15 protein-coding genes are annotated in these 17,263 nt (G+C 60.2%); 2 read left to right on the top strand and 13 right to left on the bottom strand.

Annotated elements, in window-relative coordinates; translation table 11 throughout:
- Positions 1-93: 93 nt before the first annotated feature.
- The 9 genes from CAF73_RS01565 to CAF73_RS01525 all read right to left on the bottom strand — a co-directional run bounded on the left by CAF73_RS01565 (position 94) and on the right by CAF73_RS01525 (position 10,191).
- Entirely contained in the window at positions 94-1,020 is a 927-nt protein-coding gene (locus tag CAF73_RS01565) for a glutamate/aspartate ABC transporter substrate-binding protein (RefSeq protein ID WP_085699710.1), read from the bottom strand.
- Between the two features lie 263 nt (positions 1,021-1,283).
- Positions 1,284-2,552 carry a tryptophan permease gene (gene mtr, locus CAF73_RS01560; protein ID WP_085701720.1) on the bottom strand — a complete coding sequence of 423 codons (1,269 nt, stop codon included), beginning with the start codon at positions 2,550-2,552 and terminating at the stop codon, positions 1,284-1,286.
- Between the two features lie 68 nt (positions 2,553-2,620).
- The gene (locus CAF73_RS01555; RefSeq protein WP_085701719.1) at positions 2,621-3,958 is read right to left on the bottom strand and encodes an amidase family protein; all 1,338 of its coding nucleotides are present in this window, start codon (positions 3,956-3,958) and stop codon (positions 2,621-2,623) included.
- A 31-nt stretch (positions 3,959-3,989) separates the two neighbouring features.
- Positions 3,990-5,690: an NAD(P)/FAD-dependent oxidoreductase gene (locus tag CAF73_RS01550; protein ID WP_139834794.1), complete on the bottom strand. Its 1,701-nt coding sequence runs from the start codon at positions 5,688-5,690 to the stop codon at positions 3,990-3,992.
- A 28-nt stretch (positions 5,691-5,718) separates the two neighbouring features.
- Complete coding sequence (locus tag CAF73_RS01545) at positions 5,719-6,201, bottom strand: aromatic-ring-hydroxylating dioxygenase subunit beta (protein ID WP_085699704.1); 483 nt, start codon at positions 6,199-6,201, stop codon at positions 5,719-5,721.
- Positions 6,182-7,456 (bottom strand): aromatic ring-hydroxylating dioxygenase subunit alpha, encoded by a 1,275-nt coding sequence (locus CAF73_RS01540; RefSeq protein WP_256574577.1) that lies wholly within the window; start codon positions 7,454-7,456, stop codon positions 6,182-6,184. The genes CAF73_RS01545 and CAF73_RS01540 overlap by 20 nt, the downstream gene beginning before the upstream one ends.
- 41 nt (positions 7,457-7,497) lie before the next feature.
- The gene (locus tag CAF73_RS01535; RefSeq protein ID WP_085701716.1) at positions 7,498-8,430 is read right to left on the bottom strand and encodes a PDR/VanB family oxidoreductase; all 933 of its coding nucleotides are present in this window, start codon (positions 8,428-8,430) and stop codon (positions 7,498-7,500) included.
- Positions 8,427-8,843 (bottom strand): DUF4440 domain-containing protein, encoded by a 417-nt coding sequence (locus CAF73_RS01530; RefSeq protein WP_085701715.1) that lies wholly within the window; start codon positions 8,841-8,843, stop codon positions 8,427-8,429. Before CAF73_RS01530 ends, CAF73_RS01535 begins: the two co-directional genes overlap by 4 nt.
- Positions 8,824-10,191, bottom strand: coding sequence for an MFS transporter (locus CAF73_RS01525; protein ID WP_085701714.1), 1,368 nt, complete (start codon positions 10,189-10,191; stop codon positions 8,824-8,826). Before CAF73_RS01525 ends, CAF73_RS01530 begins: the two co-directional genes overlap by 20 nt.
- A 106-nt stretch (positions 10,192-10,297) precedes the next feature.
- Here CAF73_RS01525 and CAF73_RS01520 point away from each other — a divergent pair, with 106 nt between their 5' ends.
- Positions 10,298-11,185: a LysR family transcriptional regulator gene (locus CAF73_RS01520; RefSeq protein WP_085701837.1), complete on the top strand. Its 888-nt coding sequence runs from the start codon at positions 10,298-10,300 to the stop codon at positions 11,183-11,185.
- A 55-nt stretch (positions 11,186-11,240) separates the two neighbouring features.
- Here CAF73_RS01520 and glpD read toward each other — a convergent pair whose 3' ends face one another.
- The 4 genes from glpD to CAF73_RS01500 form a co-directional block, all read right to left on the bottom strand.
- Positions 11,241-12,779 carry a glycerol-3-phosphate dehydrogenase gene (glpD, locus tag CAF73_RS01515; RefSeq protein WP_085701713.1) on the bottom strand — a complete coding sequence of 513 codons (1,539 nt, stop codon included), beginning with the start codon at positions 12,777-12,779 and terminating at the stop codon, positions 11,241-11,243.
- A 318-nt stretch (positions 12,780-13,097) separates the two neighbouring features.
- Entirely contained in the window at positions 13,098-13,853 is a 756-nt protein-coding gene (locus tag CAF73_RS01510; protein ID WP_007953179.1) for a DeoR/GlpR family transcriptional regulator, read from the bottom strand.
- Positions 13,854-13,948: 95 nt separating this feature from the next.
- Positions 13,949-15,451 carry a glycerol kinase GlpK gene (glpK, locus tag CAF73_RS01505; RefSeq protein WP_085699692.1) on the bottom strand — a complete coding sequence of 501 codons (1,503 nt, stop codon included), beginning with the start codon at positions 15,449-15,451 and terminating at the stop codon, positions 13,949-13,951.
- 78 nt (positions 15,452-15,529) lie between these two features.
- Positions 15,530-16,381 (bottom strand): MIP/aquaporin family protein, encoded by an 852-nt coding sequence (locus CAF73_RS01500; protein WP_007953183.1) that lies wholly within the window; start codon positions 16,379-16,381, stop codon positions 15,530-15,532.
- Between the two features lie 360 nt (positions 16,382-16,741).
- Here CAF73_RS01500 and ybaK point away from each other — a divergent pair, with 360 nt between their 5' ends.
- A complete protein-coding gene (gene ybaK, locus CAF73_RS01495; RefSeq protein ID WP_085699690.1) occupies positions 16,742-17,212 on the top strand; it encodes a Cys-tRNA(Pro) deacylase in 471 nt (156 codons plus the stop codon).
- The last annotated feature ends 51 nt before the right edge of the window (positions 17,213-17,263 follow it).

Genomic DNA, 17,263 nt, shown 5'->3' with positions numbered 1-17,263 from the left:
ACCACCAGGTCGAGTGTTCCAGTTGAAACCAGCAGGTATTAACTGTCACCCGAGGAAGGATGGGCTCCCTCAGGTGACAAGGTTAGATCAGCGTCAGATTTTTACGTCTGGTGCAGGCTTGTCGCTCGGGTTGGCGATCAGCTCTTTAACCTTTTCGCTCATCGGGAAGTTCAGGTTCAGACCCTTCGGCGGGATCGGGCTTTCGAACCATTTGCTGTAGATCTTGTTGATCTCGCCGGACTTGTAGAGCGCGACGATGGCGTCGTCTACAGCCTTCTTGAAGGCCGGATCGTCTTTGCGAACCATGCACGCGTAGGCCTCAAAGGACTGTGGAGTACCGGTGATGACCCAGTCGTCCGGCTTCTTGGCCTTGGCTTCTTCGCCGGCCAGCAGGGCGTCGTCCATCATGAAGGCGACGGCGCGGCCGCTCTCCAGCATCTGGAAGGATTCGCCGTGGTCCTTGGCGGAGATGACGTTCATGCCCATCTGCTTGTCGGCGTTCATCGCCTTGATGATGCGCTCGGACGTGGTGCCGGCGGTGGTCACGACGTTCTTGCCTTTCAGGTCGGCGAAGTCAGCGTAGGACGGCTTGCCTTCCTTGTCTTTCTTGACCAGCAGGCGGGTGCCGATTTCGAAGATGTTGACGGTGAAGTCGACTTGCTGGGCGCGTTCGGCGTTGTTGGTGGTGGAGCCGCACTCGATGTCCACGGTGCCGTTCTGCACCAGAGGAATACGGGTTTGCGAGGTGACCAGGTTGTACTTGGTGTTCAGGTCAGGCTTGTTCAGGTCTTTTTTCAGGGCTTCGACGATAGCGACCTGAATGTCGTGGGAGTAGCCCACGGGTTTACCCGAAGCATCGGCGATGTAGGAAAAGGGAATGGAGCTGTCACGATGCCCGAGGGTGATGGTGCCCGAGTCGTTGATCTTCTTAAGGGTGCCGGTGAGCTCGGCAGCGAAAACTGGTGTGCTGATCAGAGCGGCAGCAATGGCTGCGCCCAGGATATGGGGAACGATGCGCATCAAATTTTCCTCGACATTGTTTTTTTTATGGAGCCGGTTGAGCGGGCCCTTTGTACTTCGAATGCCTGACGGCTCCTGTTGTGTTGGCGCAACAGGCATTCGTCGAAGGAGTGTAGAGCATGAGTCGTGCCAGACCAGTTGCGACAGGTTAACTGGTTGATTTTGCTGGTGATTAAAGTTTTGTGATGGCGTTTTTCAGCCTTTCTGATCCGGTAATCCGAACCGACCGACAGGTCGCGTTCGGAAAACCGAATGCCGATGGTTCAGCGCCAGACGGGCAGCAGGTCCAGGGTGAACAGCAGGTGCGAGAGCGCGCAGATCACCCCGAAAAACAGCACCAGTGCGATCATGGGCGTGCCGCCCCAGACCCGGTAATGCGGGCTGCCAAAGCGAGTGCGCGAGGCCCGCGCCAGCAACGCCGGGGTGATCACGGCCCAGAGCGTGGCGGCCAGCCCGGCAAACCCGATGGCATGAATGAAGCCTTCCGGCCAGAGGAACCCGCAGATCATCGGTGGCAGAAAGGTGGCGGCAGCCGTTCGCAGGCGGCCCATGGGCTGATCGTCGAAGCCGAGTACGTCGGCCAGATAATCGAACAGGCCCAGGGTCACGCCGAGAAACGAGCAGGCCACGGCGAAGTTGGAGAAGAAGGTCAGCAACAGGTCGACATGGGCGCTGTCCAGGCGCGAACCGAGAGCGCTGATCAGCACATCAATGTTGCCGCCGCGCCGGGCGATGTCCTTGAAGGCTTCGCGGGGAATATTGCCCATGCTGCACAGCATCCACACCAGATACAGGCCCAGCGCGATCAGCGTCCCGCCCAGCAGGCAGGCGCGGATTCGCCGAGGGTCCTTGCCGAAATGCTTCATCAGGCTCGGCACATTGCCGTGGAAACCGAACGAGGTCAGGCAGAAGGGCAGGGTCACCAGCAGGTAGGGCCAGTAACGGCTGTCGCCGCCGTTGAGGTCGAGCAGCGTGGCCGGTTGTACATGGCCGAGCAGACCGCCGAAGGTCAGGAAAAACGCCAGAATCTTCGCGCCAAACACCACAGTGGTCATCCGGCTCACCGCCGAGGTGCTGAGCCAGACGATGAACGCCACCAGTACGGTGAATCCCAGCCCGCCGAGGCGCGGCGACAGCGAGATGCCCATGGATTGCACGGTGTGATGGATCACTGAACCACTGGCGGAAATGTAGGCGTAGGTCAGGGTATAGAGCACGAAGACGATACTCAGACCGTTGATCCGGCTCCAGGCATGCCCCAGCAGATCACGGGTGATGGTCGAGAAACTCGCCCCTTCGTGGTAGTTGAGGTTGGCCTCGAGAATCATCAGGCCCGAATGCAGGGTGCAGAACCAGGCAAACACCAGCACCGCGACCGAACCGTAGAACCACAGCCCGGACATGATGACCGGCAGGGAAAACATTCCCGCGCCGACGATGGTGCCGCCGATGATCATGGCGCCGCCCAGGATCGAGGGCGGCCGTTCGAGGACGGAGGATGAAGCGGGTGAATCGAGTGAGGTGGCACGCATGGCAGGGCCTGCATAGATATTGTTATGAAGGATTCGATCCAGCTCGCCCCTCTCGGAGCGAGCGGCGCTCATCGGATGTTCAACAGTGCTGACAGCCGGCTCACGGCCTGCAACAGGAAACGGTCCTGTCCCGGCAGTGCATCGAACGACAGGCCCACCGGCAGAGCACCCGTGGCCGCTACCGGCACGGTGATGCTCGGCGCTGCCAGGTTGCTGGCCGGGTCGGTATTGCGCACGAACCGCTCGAAATGGCTTTCATCCGCGCAATCAGTCAGCAGTGGCGCGCTGCAACTGACCGTCGGGTAGGCCATCAAGTCCAGTTGGTGATGCTCGAACAGTTGCCGGTACTCCTGCTCCAGCCGGACTTTGCTCATCAATGCCTGCACATAGTCGGTGTAGGAAATTGCCGGGCTTTCCAGTTGTGTGGTGAGGATTTTCTTGATGCCGGGGTCTGCGATTTGCGCCAGGACGTCGAGAAAATCCCCGCCACGGCCTTCTTTCATCAGGAAGCGTGGGAAATCAATGAAGAATTCATAGATCGGCAGCGGGAACTGGATGTATTCGTTGATCTCACCGATCACCGCGTCGTCGATCGGTACGATCTCCACACCGTTGCTGGCGAGTGCATCGATGGCGACGCGGCAGTCACGGCTGACGTTGTCGTCCAGATCGGCCCAGAGAAAGCGTTCGGGCAGGCCGATGCGCAGCGGATGATCCTCGGGCAGCGGCGCGATGTGCTGGCCGCTGAGGTGGCCGTGGACGAACCGACAGTCTTCCACCGTGCGTGTCAGCAGGCCCGGGGTGTCCTTGGTCTGCGAGACCGGGACAATGCCGTCGGCCGGATACTCGCCGGTGGTCGGGCGCAGGCCGACGATCCCACAGAAGGCCGCCGGAATGCGCACCGAACCGCCGGTGTCGGTGCCCACCGCGCACGGCACCAGCCCGGCGGCGACGGCGGCGGCACAGCCACCGCTGCTGCCCCCGGCGCTGTGACGTTCGTTCGCCGGGTTGATGACCCTGCCGTGGCTGTGGTTGGCCGAGGTCACGCCGAACGACAGTTCGTGCATGTTGTTCTTGCCCACCACGCGCGCGCCCAATTGCTTGAAGCGCGCCACGATGCCGGCATCGTTCTGCGGCCGGTAATCGGCCAGGCCGGGCGTGCCGGCGGTGGTCGGCATGCCGCGCACATTGATGTTGTCCTTGAAGGACACCGGCAGCCCGTACAGCGGCGCCAGGCGATCGGCATCCGGGGCGTAGCCCAGCGCCGTCGGATCGAGGGTGATGAAACTGTTCAGATGCTGCGCTTTTTTGTGGCGCTCGCGCAGGGCTTGCTGCCAGGTGTCGAGGCAGAGCTCGCCACGGCGCAATCCGTTGACGAGCTGTTCGATGGAAAACTGACTGTACATGGAAGGTCTCGGCGAAAAGAGGAGGGCGCCATCAGCAGTAGCGGTATTGCGGGACCAGACCGTCGAGCGGATTGCCGTCGATCAGGTCGCCACCCAGGCTGCTGATGACCGAACACGCTGCGTTCAGGGCCGTCTGGATCGAGCCTTCGGCCCAGCCGCCGGTGAACGATGCGCCGCAGCCCGCCAGATAAAGACCGGTGTCCTGGCGCGGGTCGAGGGCGGTGCGGAACTGATAGAACAGCCGCTCGGAATAGATGTCATCGCCGGGGAAGTTCAGTTTGAAGGCGCCGAGGGCGTGCTTGTCGGTCAGCCAGTCGTATTCGAGCACGTAGCGCTGATAATCGCCGTCGAGCGGAACCAGGTGGCGGGCGAATTCCGGCGCGCTCATCGCCAGCTCATCCACCAGCCGCAGGCAGCGCTGCACTTTGTCGGTCATGGAGACCATCTTGTGCGAGTCGTCTTCCCAGGTGTAACTGATCAGCACCACGCCCCAGGAGTCTGGATCCTGCGGGGCGTAATCCAGGCAGTACACGCCCTTGACCAGGGTGTCGGTCTGGATGTTCTGCGCCAGGCCGTGTTTGAGCCAGAACTTGTCTTTGGTCAGGATGAACAGCTTGGACGAGCCGACCATGTGGGTTTCGTTGATCGCACGGGCCACGTCACGGTTCACGAATGCCTGGTTCTGCGTCAGCTTGAGATTGACCTGCAAGGCGCGGGTCGTAGTGGTGGTGATCACCCGGTCGCAGGCATAGGTTTCGCCGTTGCTGCCGGCCAGCAGGATTTGCCCGTCGGCGCCCTTGTTGATCGATTCGATGCGCGTGCGGCAAATCATGTCGCGCAGTTGCATGCCGTTGAAGCGGGTGTCGGCGATCAGTTCTGCCAGCGAAGAAATACCGTTCGGCACCAGTCGCTGATTGACCTCCAGCGCATTGACCACCAGCCGCAGGATTTCGGTGAACGAGGCGCGATAGACTGACTGGAAACCCCCGGAACCGATGCCCAGCGAGCCGAACAGGTGGAAGTCTTCCGGTTTGCGCCAGACCTTGCCGCCCGGCGGTTTATGGCTGGTGAAGATGCGCACCATGGCCGAGTAGAACGAGCTGTCGCCGAAGCAATCCAGATAGCGTTGCCACTCCGGCTGAACTTCACTGAAGTTGTGTTGCTTGAGCAAGTCGGTCAGCAGCAGCGGCGGGGCAAGGCAGGTGCCGTCGTCCAGCTCGGCGCCTTCGCGCAGAAAGGCATTCCAGCCCTGGTGCACGGTACTGAACAACGCCGGCGGCGGTTGCATCGCGGGCCAGTGGTGGGTCTCGCCACGGTAATGCAGTTCGGTATCGACCACCCCCGGATCGGGAAAGGCTTCGGTGGTCTGGATGCCGAATTTGTCGAGGTAGTGGAACAGTCCGACCTCGCTCGGCGGAAAGCGCATGGCGCCCATTTCCGCGATGAACTGCGGTTGTTCTGCATCAAAGCACTGGGTCAGCAAGCGACCGCCAATATGGCTTTCTTCGGCCTCGAACAGCGTCACGCGACGGGCACCGGCACGCAACAGTTCATAGGCCGCCACCAGTCCGGTCAGACCGGCGCCGACGATGCCGATGTGTTTTTGCGCAGTGTGCGCCGGCAGGCTGCCGATGGCCTGGTCGGCGTTGCGCAGGAACTGACCGTAATCGTAAAGCAGGTCGACATAGGGGAAAGACAGGCACGCGGTAGCCTGGCTGGCAGGATTGTTCATGGAGTTCACAGGGGTAATTCTCGGTCGGTCAGATGATGAGCTGCAGGCTTTCGAGCGCGCGGTCGGGATTGAGCAAGAGAATTTTCTTGCCCTGGATTTTCCACTCGCCGTCGAGGTTGATCAGACGATGTTCGACGGTGGCCGGGTAATGCCATTCGCGGTCGCCACGGGCTTCGCAATACAGCAGGTTGCTGCTGGCGACGGCGCTGTACGTTGGCTCTTCAATCGTGATCCGTGGTCGCTGGGCAATGTGCAGGCAGCGGCTTTTCGGCTGCTGGGAAAAGTTGCGGGCATTGGCCAGACGGTTGATGCGCAGGGTGGTCAGGAAGCGGTCTTCATACACCAGCGAGGATTCGTGCAGCGGGCTGCGCTGTTCGCGGGTCATCGGAATCCAGTAGGTGTAGTCGTCGCTCAGCAATTGTTGCCAGGCTTCAAAATCCTGTTGGTCGAGCAGGTGCATTTCGGTCTCGAGCAAACGCTCGATGGCCCGTTCAGTTTGATCGTGGTGCATGGTCGTTCCGCATCAGGTTTTGCCAGGTGTCGTAGAAGTTGCGCATCGCCAGTTCACTGGTGCCGGACACCACGCGCGTCTGGTCGTGGGTTTCGCCCGGTTCGAACAGGCGGGCGACGTTGACCCATTCGTTGGCGTCGCTGTGCAGACCTTCCGTGGCCCGCTCGTACATCTCCACGTCGTCATGGGCGACCATCGAGCACGGCGAGTTGATCAGGTTGTTGTACTGCACGGTCCGCTCCAGCAACTGCACCGGAGCGCCTTGCAGTTCGAAGATCCACGATTCGACGATGGTTTCCTGTGCACTCACCGGGCGGATCACCCGCAGGGTCTGGATCGGGCCCTTGACCATCAGGTTGGGGAAATACACGGTGTTGTGACGGGTGTCGTCGAGAATGGCCCGGGCCTGGTCTTCGCCGTAGCTTTCCACCATCAGTTCCCAATAACCGGGAATGCTCGTGTAGGCCTTGTGGATCGAGTTGCTGACCCCGGTGTGTCCGTGGCCGTTAGGCCAGACGCGGATGCCCATGCCGGCGAAGAATTCGTACGAGCCCATGAACGGCGAGAACAACTCCACGGCCATCGGTGCAGGCCGGCTCTGGTCGTCGGTTTCCTTCCACAGGCGGATGGCTTCGCCCGCCGAGGATTCGTGGGCAATCATCGGGTGGCAGGTGTCGGTCTGGTTGTCGACCACCATCTTCCAGTTGCAGCGATGCCTGTGCAGCAGCGGTTGACCGACCACACGCAGCTGACCTTGCGGAGAACGCATGACCATGTTGTCCAGTGTCGACAGCGACTCGCCGAAAAACTCGTCGAAACCCATACCGGTTTCACTCAGGCGCACGAACACGAAGCCGCGATAGTTGTGCACCGCCGCGACGGGTTGCATACCCTTGTGGGCCGAGCAACTGCTCAGGTCGCAGTCGTCGTATTCCTTTTTCACCGGGATGCTCAGCAGCTCGCCGTCGGTCTTGAACGTCCAGGCGTGATAGGGGCAACGCATGAAGCGACCCACATTGCCACGCGCTTCGGCCAGCACTTTCACACCTTTGTGCGGGCAGCGGTTGTGCAGCACCACGATGTCACCGTTCTTCTGACGCACCATTGCCAGCGGTCGGCCGGCGAGGGTCGCGGTGAAATAGTCGCCGGTCTCGGGGATCAGGCTGTCGTGGCCCAGATAGCACCAGCTGGCGGCAAAGACACGCTGCTGCTCCTGTTCGAACAGTTGTTGATCAAGGAACAGAGATTTGTGCACTTCTCTGCCATTGAAATAGTTGTCCAACGGGGGAGTCCTCTTCAGATCGCCAGCTTCAGGCGCTGGCTTTTCGCCCGGGAAACGCAAGGGTAGATCCGTGCGCTGCAGGCCGCTTCTTGTTCGCTCATGATGAAATCCCGGTGCTCGACGTCGCCTTCCAGCACGTCCAGCGCGCAGACACCGCACTCGCCGCGACGACAGTCGGAGATCGGGTCGAGGCCGGCGGCTTCCAGGGCTTCGAGCAAGCTCTGGTCGGGGCCGACCTCGATGCTCACGCCGGAATCCGCCGCCTCGACCGTGAAGCCCTGGGCACCTTCGTCCCTGGCGACGTTGAACACCTCCAGATGGATGCGATCACGGGCCAGTCCGGCGGATTTGGCATGGCTCAGGATGTCGTTGAGCATCGCTGTCGGGCCGCAGACGTAGAGCCGGTCTGCGGGACTAAGGTCGGCAAGCACCTGATGAATCGCCGGGCGTTGACCGGACAGGTGCAGGCTCATCCGTTCCTGCAGCAGTGCGCGCAGCTCTTCGGCATAGGCAGCATCGTCAGCGCTGCGGGCAAAGTAATGCAGGTGTGCCGAACGCTTCAGCGCTGTCAGATGGCGCAGGATGCCGGTCAACGGAGTGATGCCGATGCCGCCTGCGATGGCGATGTCGCGGCCGGTCCGGGTGTCGAGCGGGTAGTTGAAGGTGTTGAACGGGCCTTCGAGCTGCACCCGATCACCGGCCACCAATGAGCGCAGGTAGTGGCTGCTGGCGGATTCGTCACTGAGACGGATGGCGAAGGTGAATTGGCCTTCGGCGCTGTCGCCCAGCTCTACGGTTGAGTAATGGCGCCATTCGCCCGAAGGCGCTATCAGCCATTTGAAGTGCGCCCCGGCGTGGGCCGACTCCGTGGCGGCGGGTGCGCCGCTGACGGTGATTTCCTTGATCGATGCCGACAGCATCCGGCAATGGGTAACGGTGTAATTCATGCCGGGTTTTCCTGGGGCAGCGGCGTTTCGTGCAGGTACAGCCAGCGGGTGCTGTGCTGATGCACGCGCAGGATCGCCACGGAAATGCGCGAGCTCTCGCGCTGGTTCTGGCGATGGGTTTCCTTGTAGCGCAGGGCGACGGTCGGGCCTTCGTGCCAGATCGTGTGCAGGTCGCTGATGTCGATCTCAAGGCCGGGTCGGGCACCGACCGCACCTTTGAACAGTTGCTCGACCTGCGCTCGGCCGACGACGGCGGCCGAGGTGGTGACCATGCTGAAGTCTTCGCTGAAGACATCCATCAGCGGCGCGATGGCGGATTCGCCGGCACCGTCGGCATTGGTGAAAACACGATGAATCAGCTCATGCACGTGGTGGATGCTGTGGCGTGCTTGTTCAACCGGGTTGTTGTTCATGGCATTCCTTTGGAGGGTTCAGTTGACTCATTTGAAACAGCGGGAACAGTCCGACCAGCGCGGCAATCGCGAACGTGGCGTGATAGGCCGGGGTCGAGTCGAATTGTTTGAGCAGCAGGTTGTAGATCATCAGAAACAGGGCCGCGCCGACGCTGAACGACATCTGTCGGTTGATGTTCCAGATCACGCTGGCCTTGTGGGTCTCGCCGCCCTTGAAGTCCATTAGCGAGGTGGTTTGCGCGGTGTTGGCGCCGATTCCGCCGCCGATGCCCATCAGGCTGTAGGCGATCACGATCACCCCGATATCGGTCGGTGCATCCACCAGCATCAGGGTGGCGATGCCGGCGCTGTGCAGCAGCATGCCGAGGATGAACAGGCGTCGGGCGCCGATTCTGTTGTAGACCCGGCCGCAGATCAGCATCGCGATGAATGCGCCGATGGCGTAGAGGATCATGAACATGCCGGTCAGGCGTGCGCTGAAGTGCAGGGTGTTCTGTAGAAAGAAGATGCTCATCAGGTTGACCCCGGTGAACACGCCGGGAATCGCGTAATAGATGAAGATCGAGGTGCTGAGTTTTTTGCTCTTGAGCAGACTCAGGTCAATGATCGCGTCGCCTTTGCGACGGTAGTGCAGCAGGTACAGCGCCACGAACATCAGGCCTGCCGCGACACAGGCGATGGCTTCGATGGCAGGATAGTCGCCGCCGTACAGCGACATGCCCATCAGCAGGCTGCCCAGGGCGGCGCTGACCAATAGCAGACCGAGGACGTCCGGGCGTGGCAGGCTGGTGGGGCGGGCTTCGCGGATCCAGAACCACGATAGTCCTGCGGCAATCAGCGAAAACGGAATGTTGCTGTAAAACACCCAGCGCCACGAACTGTTGTCGACGATGATGCCACCGACGGTCGGCGAAATCGCCGGGGCGATCAGGGCCACGGCCATCACCAGCGTGGAGATTTTCGCCCGTTGCTCACCCTGGAACAGGTTGAAGGTCAACGCCTGGCCCACCGGAATCAGCAAACCGCCGCCGATGCCCTGGACGAATCGCCAGATCACCAGCTCATGGAAGCTGTCGGCCAGGCCGCACATCCACACGGCCCCGGTAAACACCAGCATCGAGGCGGTGAGAATCTCGCGGCTGCCGAAGCGCCCGGCCAGCCAGGTGCTGACAGGAATGATCAGCGTCAGACCGAGAATGTAGGCATTGGCCACCCAGGCCACCGAAGAACTGCTTACTTGCAATGTTGCCGAGATACTTGGCAATGCCACGGCAGACATGAATATGTTTATGCAGTCAATAAAAAAGCCGATCAGAAAGATCAGCGCGATCTTGTAGCGATAGTTCATTGTTGTTTCCTCTTTGTCGCAAAGCATAGGGGCGATGGACTTGGAGTGTCGATACGACTATCCTTGAAACAATGTTTGAAGGAATTAAACAGTGAACGCTACCGCCATGCATGCTCATCTGAATCGGGTTCAGACATTTCTCGCCGTGGTCGACTTTGGCTCTTACACCAAGGCCGCGAACTATCTGAGTATCAGCAAAGCCATGGCCAGCCTGCATGTCAAGGCGCTGGAAGAAGTTCTTTCGGCGACACTGCTGATCCGCAATACCCGAAACATATCGCTGACTGAAATAGGTCAGGACTTCTATGAGGAGTTCAAGGGCATTGTCGCGGATATCGATAATGCCTTTGATAATGTGCTCAAGGGTAATAACCGGGTTTCCGGAAAGTTACGAATTAGTTCAACCAGCGAGTACGGCGAGAAGTTCATTCTTCCGTTGATTCCATTGTTCAACGAGCGTTATCCGGAAATCCGCCTGAGCTACAACTTCAACTCGTCGTTGAATGATCTGGTGGCGGAAAAACTGGATCTGGTAGTGCGTCTTGGCAATCTGGCGGATTCGGCATTCAAGAGTCGCAAGCTGGCGGATTATCAGATCGTGCTGGTGGCGACTCCGGCATTTCTCGAACGTCATCCGGTGGCATTGCCGCAGGATCTGAACGGTGTGCCATGGATTGCCAACAGCAATCTGCAGGCGCCTACGCAATGGGTTTTGCGCGATGATCAGGGGCGGACGGTGGAGGTCAATGGCATCAGCCATTTCGAATCCAATTCCTCGACGGCGATTCGTTCGATGACCTTGTCGTCGCTCGGTGTCTCGGTGCTGCCGGGCTGGGTGGTCGAGGATGATATCGCCAGCGGACGACTGATTCGCCTGTTGCCGGCCTATGCGTTGCCATCGCAGTCGATCAACGTCGTCTTCCCCAACACCGCGCATCTGCCGCACAAATCCCGGGCGTTCATCGATTTCCTCCTGCTGCATCTGGCGCAGTAACGCAAAAGCCCCTGAATCTCGCGATTCAGGGGCTTTCGTTTGAGCGGCTTGAAGATCAGGCTGCTTCGATCTTGTTGCGGTTCTGCTCGACCTGGTTCAGGTAGGCCGCCAGTTTTTCCTGTTCGGCCGGGGTGGTGAACAGGCCCAGCTTGCTGCGGCGCCAAAGGATGTCGTGAGCGGTGGTGGCCCACTCTTCGGCGCACAGGTAATCGACTTCACGGGTGTAGAGACCGCCGCCGATGTGTTCGCCCATGTCGGTCAGGCTGTCCACGCCTTCGAGCATGCGCCAGGTACGGCTGCCGTAAGTGGTGGCCCAGCGGCGGGCGATTTCGGTCGGAACCCAGTCGAACCTGTCGCGGATCAGCGCGCTCAGGGCCTGTGGCGTGGTCATGTCTTCACCACCCGGCAGGGTGGCGGTGGCCGTCCAGCTCGGGCGCATCTGGGTGAAGTACGGCATCAACTGCGCCATCGCCGACTCGGCGAGTTTGCGATAGGTGGTCAGCTTGCCGCCAAACACCGACAGCAGCGGCGCTTCTTCGGTGCTGCCGGACAGCGCGAGGGTGTAGTCGCGGGTCACGGCGGACGGGTTGTCGGATTCGTCGTTGCACAACGGACGCACGCCCGAGTAGGTGTGCAGGATGTCGTCACGGCTGATCTGCTTCTTGAAGTGGGCGTTGACCACTTTGAGCAGGTAATCGGTTTCGCCGTCGGTGATTGCCACTTTTGCCGGATCCCCGGTGTACTCGCGGTCGGTGGTGCCGATCAGGGTCAGGTTGTTCAGGTACGGAATGGTGAAAACGATGCGCTGATCTTCGTTTTGCAGGATGTGCGCGTGATCGCCTTCGTACAGCTTCGGCACGATGATGTGGCTGCCCTGGATCAGACGAATGCCGTACGGCGATTCCATCTTCAGGTCGTCACGGATGAACTTGGCGACCCATGGACCGGCGGCGTTCACCAGCGCTCTGGCAGTGATCGAAAACAGGCTGCCGTCGGCGCGTTCCAGGTTCAGGTGCCACAGGCCCTTGGCGCGACGAGCGCTGACGCAACGGGTCTGGGTGTGAATGTGCGCACCTTTTTCACGGGCGGCCATGGCGTTCAGAACCACGAGGCGGGCGTCGTCGACCCAGCAGTCGGAGTATTCGAAGCCTTTGCTGATTTCGCTTTTCAGCGCGCTGTCGGCACCGAACTTCAGGCTTTTGGAGCCTGCGAGTTTTTCGCGCTTGCCGAGGTGGTCATACAGGAACAGACCTGCACGGATCATCCACGCCGGACGCAGATGCGGGCGGTGCGGCAGGACGAAACGCATTGGCTTGACGATGTGCGGGGCCTTGGCCAGCAGCACTTCGCGTTCGGCCAGGGCTTCGCGCACCAGACGGAATTCATAATGTTCGAGATAGCGCAGTCCACCGTGGATCAGCTTGCTGCTGGCCGACGAGGTGTGGCTGGCCAGATCGTCCTTTTCGCAAAGGAACACCGAAAGACCGCGACCGGCGGCATCCGCTGCGATCCCCACGCCATTGATCCCGCCGCCGATGACGGCGAGGTCGTAGATCTCGGAGATGGGGGGCGTACGCAAGGTAGAGGTGGACATCGGCTGGCCTCGGGCTCTTTTGATTTTCTGTCTTGGAAATCGAACATAAATGTTCATTTGCGAAAATGGTAGCCCATAAAGACGCGCGCAGCCAGTCGACTTCGATTGAAAAAACTCATCGAAGGACGGTTAAAAGAAAATTTTCGAACATTAGATGCGCATAAGGCGCCGGAGCAGGAGTGATCGTTCCCATGTCGAGGCGTCGAACCGTCCGCGTGGGAATGCATGCATTGACGCTCTGCGTCATCTTCTGAATGGGACGCGGAGCGTCCCGGGCTGCATTCCCACGCAGAGCGTGGGACGAGAAACAAAGGGGGGTTAAACGACTTCCAGACGAATCTTGTGCTGACTCAGCAGTTGCGCCAGGGCCGGCACCGGTTGCTGATCGGTGACCAGGCAATCGATCAGGCTGATCGGGCCGAGGCGGATCATCGCGTTACGGCCGAACTTGCTGGAGTCCGCCGCCAGGATCACCTGTCGGGCATTGGCGATGATCGCCTGGGACACCCGCACTTCCTGGTAATCGAAGTCGAGCAGGCTGCCGTCCTCATCGATACCGCTGATGCCCACCAGCGCGAAGTCGACCTTGAACTGATTGATGAAATCCACACTCGCCTGACCGACCACGCCGCCATCGCGACGGACATTGCCGCCAGTCAGCAGCACATCGAAATCATCCTTGGCGCTGAGCATCGAAGCGACGTGCAGGTTGTTGGTGATGATTTTCAGATGACTGTGGTTGAGCAGGGCGCGGGCGATGGATTCGGTGGTGGTGCCGATGTTGATGAACAGCGAGGCGTGATCGGGAATTTGCGCGGCGATGGCTTCACCGATGCGTTGCTTTTCATCGCGCATCTGATCGGCGCGCATCGCATAGGCGGTGTTTTCGACGCTGGAATCATAGGCGGCGCCGCCATGGTAGCGGCGCAGCAGATTGGCTTCCGCCAGTTGATTGATATCGCGGCGGATGGTTTGCGGGGTAACAACGAACAGCGTGGCCATTTCCTCGATGCTCACATAGCCGCGTTCGCGGACCAGTTCGAGGATTTGCTGCTGACGGGGAGGCAGATTCATGGGGCTTCCTTTGGGCTGCCGTGCAAAATTTGCCCATGATGCCGCAGGAATCCGCTCCCGACCAGTTACATGCCGTTACCAGTCCTCAGACTGGCTTATTCAGCGTCCTCACGTTCCCAGTCGCGGGTACGGCTGACGGCTTTTTTCCAGCCTTTGTAGAGCTTCTCTTTTGCCGCTTCGTCCAGGCTTGGTTCGAACTCGCGCTCGATCACTGCCTTGCCGCGCAGTTCTTCCAGGCTGCCCCAGAAACCGCACGCCAGACCGGCCAGATAAGCTGCGCCCAGCGCCGTGGTTTCGCGCATTTTCGGACGCTCGACCTGAGTGCCGAGGATGTCGGCCTGGAACTGCATGAGGAAGTTGTTCGCCACTGCACCGCCATCCACGCGCAGGGCCTTGAGGCGTTCGCCGGAGTCCTGTTGCATGGCGTCGAGAACGTCGCGAGTCTGGTAGGCGATCGACTCCAGTGCGGCGCGGATGATGTGATCCACACGTACGCCACGGGTCAGGCCGAACAGGGCGCCACGGGCATACGGATCCCAGTAGGGAGCGCCGAGGCCGGTGAAGGCCGGCACCAGATAGACGCCGTTGCTGTCCTTCACTTTATTGGCGAAGTATTCGGTGTCGAGGGCGTCGTTGACGATTTTCAGTTCATCGCGCAGCCACTGTACGGTCGAACCGCCGTTGAACACCGCGCCTTCCAGGGCGTAAGCCACTTCGCCGCGCGGGCCGCAAGCGATGGTGGTGAGCATGCCGTGCCGGGATTTCACGGCTTTGTCGCCGGTATTCATCAGCAGGAAGCAACCGGTGCCGTAGGTGTTTTTCGCCTGGCCCGGCTCGACGCACATCTGGCCGAACAGCGCAGCCTGCTGGTCGCCGGCGATACCGCCGATGGCGATGCCGCTTTTGGTGCGGCCGTAGATTTCCGACGACGCTTTGACTTCCGGCAGCATCTCGCGCGGGATGTCGAGGATTTCCAGCATCTTCGCGTCCCACTCCAGCGTGTGGATGTTGAAGAGCATGGTGCGCGAGGCGTTGGTGTAGTCGGTGACGTGGACCTTGCCGCCGGTAAATTTCCAGATCAGCCAGCTGTCGACAGTGCCGAACAGCAATTCGCCGTTGCGCGCGCGCTCGCGGCTGCCTTCGACGTTGTCGAGGATCCACTTCAGCTTGGTGCCGGAGAAGTACGGGTCGGTGACCAGGCCAGTGGTGTCGCGGATGTAATCTTCATGACCGTCGCGCTTGAGCTGCTGGCAGATCTCGGTGCTGCGGCGGCATTGCCAGACGATCGCGTTGTACACCGGGCGGCCGGTGGTCTTGTCCCAGACCACGGTGGTTTCACGCTGGTTGGTGATGCCGATGGCGGCGACCTGGTCATGGTGCAGACCGGCCTGGGCCAGGGCTTCGACCATCACCGCGCTCTGGGTGGCGAAGATTTCCATCGGGTCGTGTTCGACCCAGCCGGCTTGCGGGTAATGCTGGGCGAATTCGCGTTGTGCGGTGCAGACCACGTTCGCGTCGCGGTCGAAAATGATCGCGCGGGAGCTGGTCGTACCCTGATCGAGGGCAATGATGTAGTTCTTGTTCTGAATGTCGGTCATGTCGATTGCCTTGGACGAAATAAGGGAGAGTGGGCCGTGGCGCGGGCTCTATAAGGGCAGGAGCCCGCGCCGACTGTTTCAAGAAGTTCTTGGTTTGCCGTCAATGGCCGGTTCTGCATCCTTTGTAGCAGGTGTGGCGCCGGTCAGGTGACGGGCAATCAGCCCGCGATACCCGGCAGCGCCGAGGCAGGCACCGACAATCGGTGCAAAAATCGGAATCAGGAAGTACGGGATTTCACGTGCGCCAGTGAAGGAAATTTCACCCCAGCCGGCGAAGAAAGTCATCAGTTTAGGACCGAAGTCCCGGGCCGGATTCATCGCGAAACCGGTCAGCGGGCCCATCGAGCTGCCGATCACGGCAATCAGCAGACCGATCAGCAGCGGCGCCAGCGGGCCTTTCGGCAGGCCGTTGTTGTCGTCGGTCAGGGACATGATCACGCCCATCAGGATCGCGGTGATGATCACCTCGACCAGAAACGCCTGTGCAGTCGACAGCGCCGGGTTCGGGAAGGTGGAGAACACCGACGCCAGTTCGAGGCTGGCTTCAGTGCCGCGAACCATATGGTGAGTTTGTTCGAAATCGAAGAACAGGTTGCTGTACAGCGTATAAACCAGCAGCGCACCGCAAAAGGCGCCGGCGACCTGGGCCAGAATGTAGAACGGCAGTTTGCGCTTTTCGAAGTCGGCAAAAATGCTCAGGGCAATACTGACGGCAGGGTTCAGGTGCGCGCCGGAAACGCCGGCGGTGAGGTAGATCGCCATGCTGACGCCGACGCCCCAGATGATGCTGATTTCCCACAGACCGAAGCTGGCGCCTGCGACCTTGAGCGCGGCGACACAACCCGTACCGAAAAAGATCAGGAGTGCAGTGCCTAGAAACTCGGCCAGACACTGGCTCGAGAGCGAAGGTTGCTGTAACGCAGTTGTCATTGAAAACCTCGGTTTTTGTTGTTGTCTGGCGCGTTGCCGAAAGGGCAAGGCGCGATTTTCGCCGAGGCAGGATCCCCATCCTGTTCCCGGTTTACTGCTGGGTGCTGCGATGACGATAATTCTTGCATTATTCAGATTCGAAAAAATATAGACAAGAAACAAACCTGTCAAAGGTCGAAAGTGAACCATCAGTCACAAATAAACTATCAGTCATGTGAATGATCCTGCAGGTCACCCGGTCTGCGCGGCTGTTATCAGCCTGCAAACTCCGGGAAACGTGGCGCGTGGTAGAGCCTTTTGCACAACGATGGCCTAAAATTCGCCGCAGGATTTTTTGCCACTGCCGAGCCCGGAGCTGCCATGACCCCTGCGTTGGACTTGTTGAAAAAAGTTCGTGCCGAACATCGCGTGCACAGTTACGAACATGACCCGAAGGCCGCGTCGTATGGCCTGGAGGCCGCGGAAAAGCTGGGGCTCGATCCGGCGCAGGTGTTCAAGACGCTGCTGGCGGCCAGTGAGAAGGGTGAGTTGCTGGTGGCCGTGGTACCGGTCGTCGGAAGTCTCGACCTCAAGGGGCTTGCCCACGCCGCCGGAGTGAAAAAAGTCGAGATGGCCGACCCGGCTGCCGCGCAACGTTCCACCGGTTACTTGTTGGGCGGCATCAGTCCGCTGGGGCAGAAAAAACGCCTGCGTACTTTCATCGATAACTCGGCCCAGCCTTTTGCGACCATCTACGTCAGCGCCGGTCGGCGCGGGCTGGAAGTAGAGCTGGCGCCGGCAGTATTGGCAGCACACACCCAGGCGAAATTTGCCGACATCGGTCGCCCTTGACGTCTGTATGAAGAAAATTGGCCGGCACTGTCACTGGCGCTGATCCGGCCG

Origin of the sequence: Pseudomonas sp. B15(2017) (genome assembly GCF_002113215.1) — a bacterium.
In the GTDB taxonomy this organism is placed as follows: domain Bacteria; phylum Pseudomonadota; class Gammaproteobacteria; order Pseudomonadales; family Pseudomonadaceae; genus Aquipseudomonas.
Note: the sequence above shows the minus strand (reverse complement) of the source record. Positions and strands in the feature narration are given on the sequence as shown.

Bases quoted from the DNA above. Each gene is read 5' to 3' on its own strand.
- CAF73_RS01525 (WP_085701714.1), bottom strand. From the start codon at position 10,191: ATGAACTATCGCTACAAGATCGCGCTGATCTTTCTGATCGGCTTTTTT.
- CAF73_RS01545 (WP_085699704.1), bottom strand. From the start codon at position 6,201: ATGCACCACGATCAAACTGAACGGGCCATCGAGCGTTTGCTCGAGACC.
- ybaK (WP_085699690.1), top strand. From the start codon at position 16,742: ATGACCCCTGCGTTGGACTTGTTGAAAAAAGTTCGTGCCGAACATCGC.
- CAF73_RS01535 (WP_085701716.1), bottom strand. From the start codon at position 8,430: ATGAATTACACCGTTACCCATTGCCGGATGCTGTCGGCATCGATCAAG.
- CAF73_RS01500 (WP_007953183.1), bottom strand. From the start codon at position 16,381: ATGACAACTGCGTTACAGCAACCTTCGCTCTCGAGCCAGTGTCTGGCC.
- CAF73_RS01530 (WP_085701715.1), bottom strand. From the start codon at position 8,843: ATGAACAACAACCCGGTTGAACAAGCACGCCACAGCATCCACCACGTG.
- mtr (WP_085701720.1), bottom strand. From the start codon at position 2,552: ATGCGTGCCACCTCACTCGATTCACCCGCTTCATCCTCCGTCCTCGAA.
- glpK (WP_085699692.1), bottom strand. From the start codon at position 15,451: ATGACCGACATTCAGAACAAGAACTACATCATTGCCCTCGATCAGGGT.
- CAF73_RS01555 (WP_085701719.1), bottom strand. From the start codon at position 3,958: ATGTACAGTCAGTTTTCCATCGAACAGCTCGTCAACGGATTGCGCCGT.
- glpD (WP_085701713.1), bottom strand. From the start codon at position 12,779: ATGTCCACCTCTACCTTGCGTACGCCCCCCATCTCCGAGATCTACGAC.
- CAF73_RS01510 (WP_007953179.1), bottom strand. From the start codon at position 13,853: ATGAATCTGCCTCCCCGTCAGCAGCAAATCCTCGAACTGGTCCGCGAA.
- CAF73_RS01565 (WP_085699710.1), bottom strand. From the start codon at position 1,020: ATGCGCATCGTTCCCCATATCCTGGGCGCAGCCATTGCTGCCGCTCTG.
- CAF73_RS01550 (WP_139834794.1), bottom strand. From the start codon at position 5,690: ATGAACAATCCTGCCAGCCAGGCTACCGCGTGCCTGTCTTTCCCCTAT.
- CAF73_RS01520 (WP_085701837.1), top strand. From the start codon at position 10,298: ATGCATGCTCATCTGAATCGGGTTCAGACATTTCTCGCCGTGGTCGAC.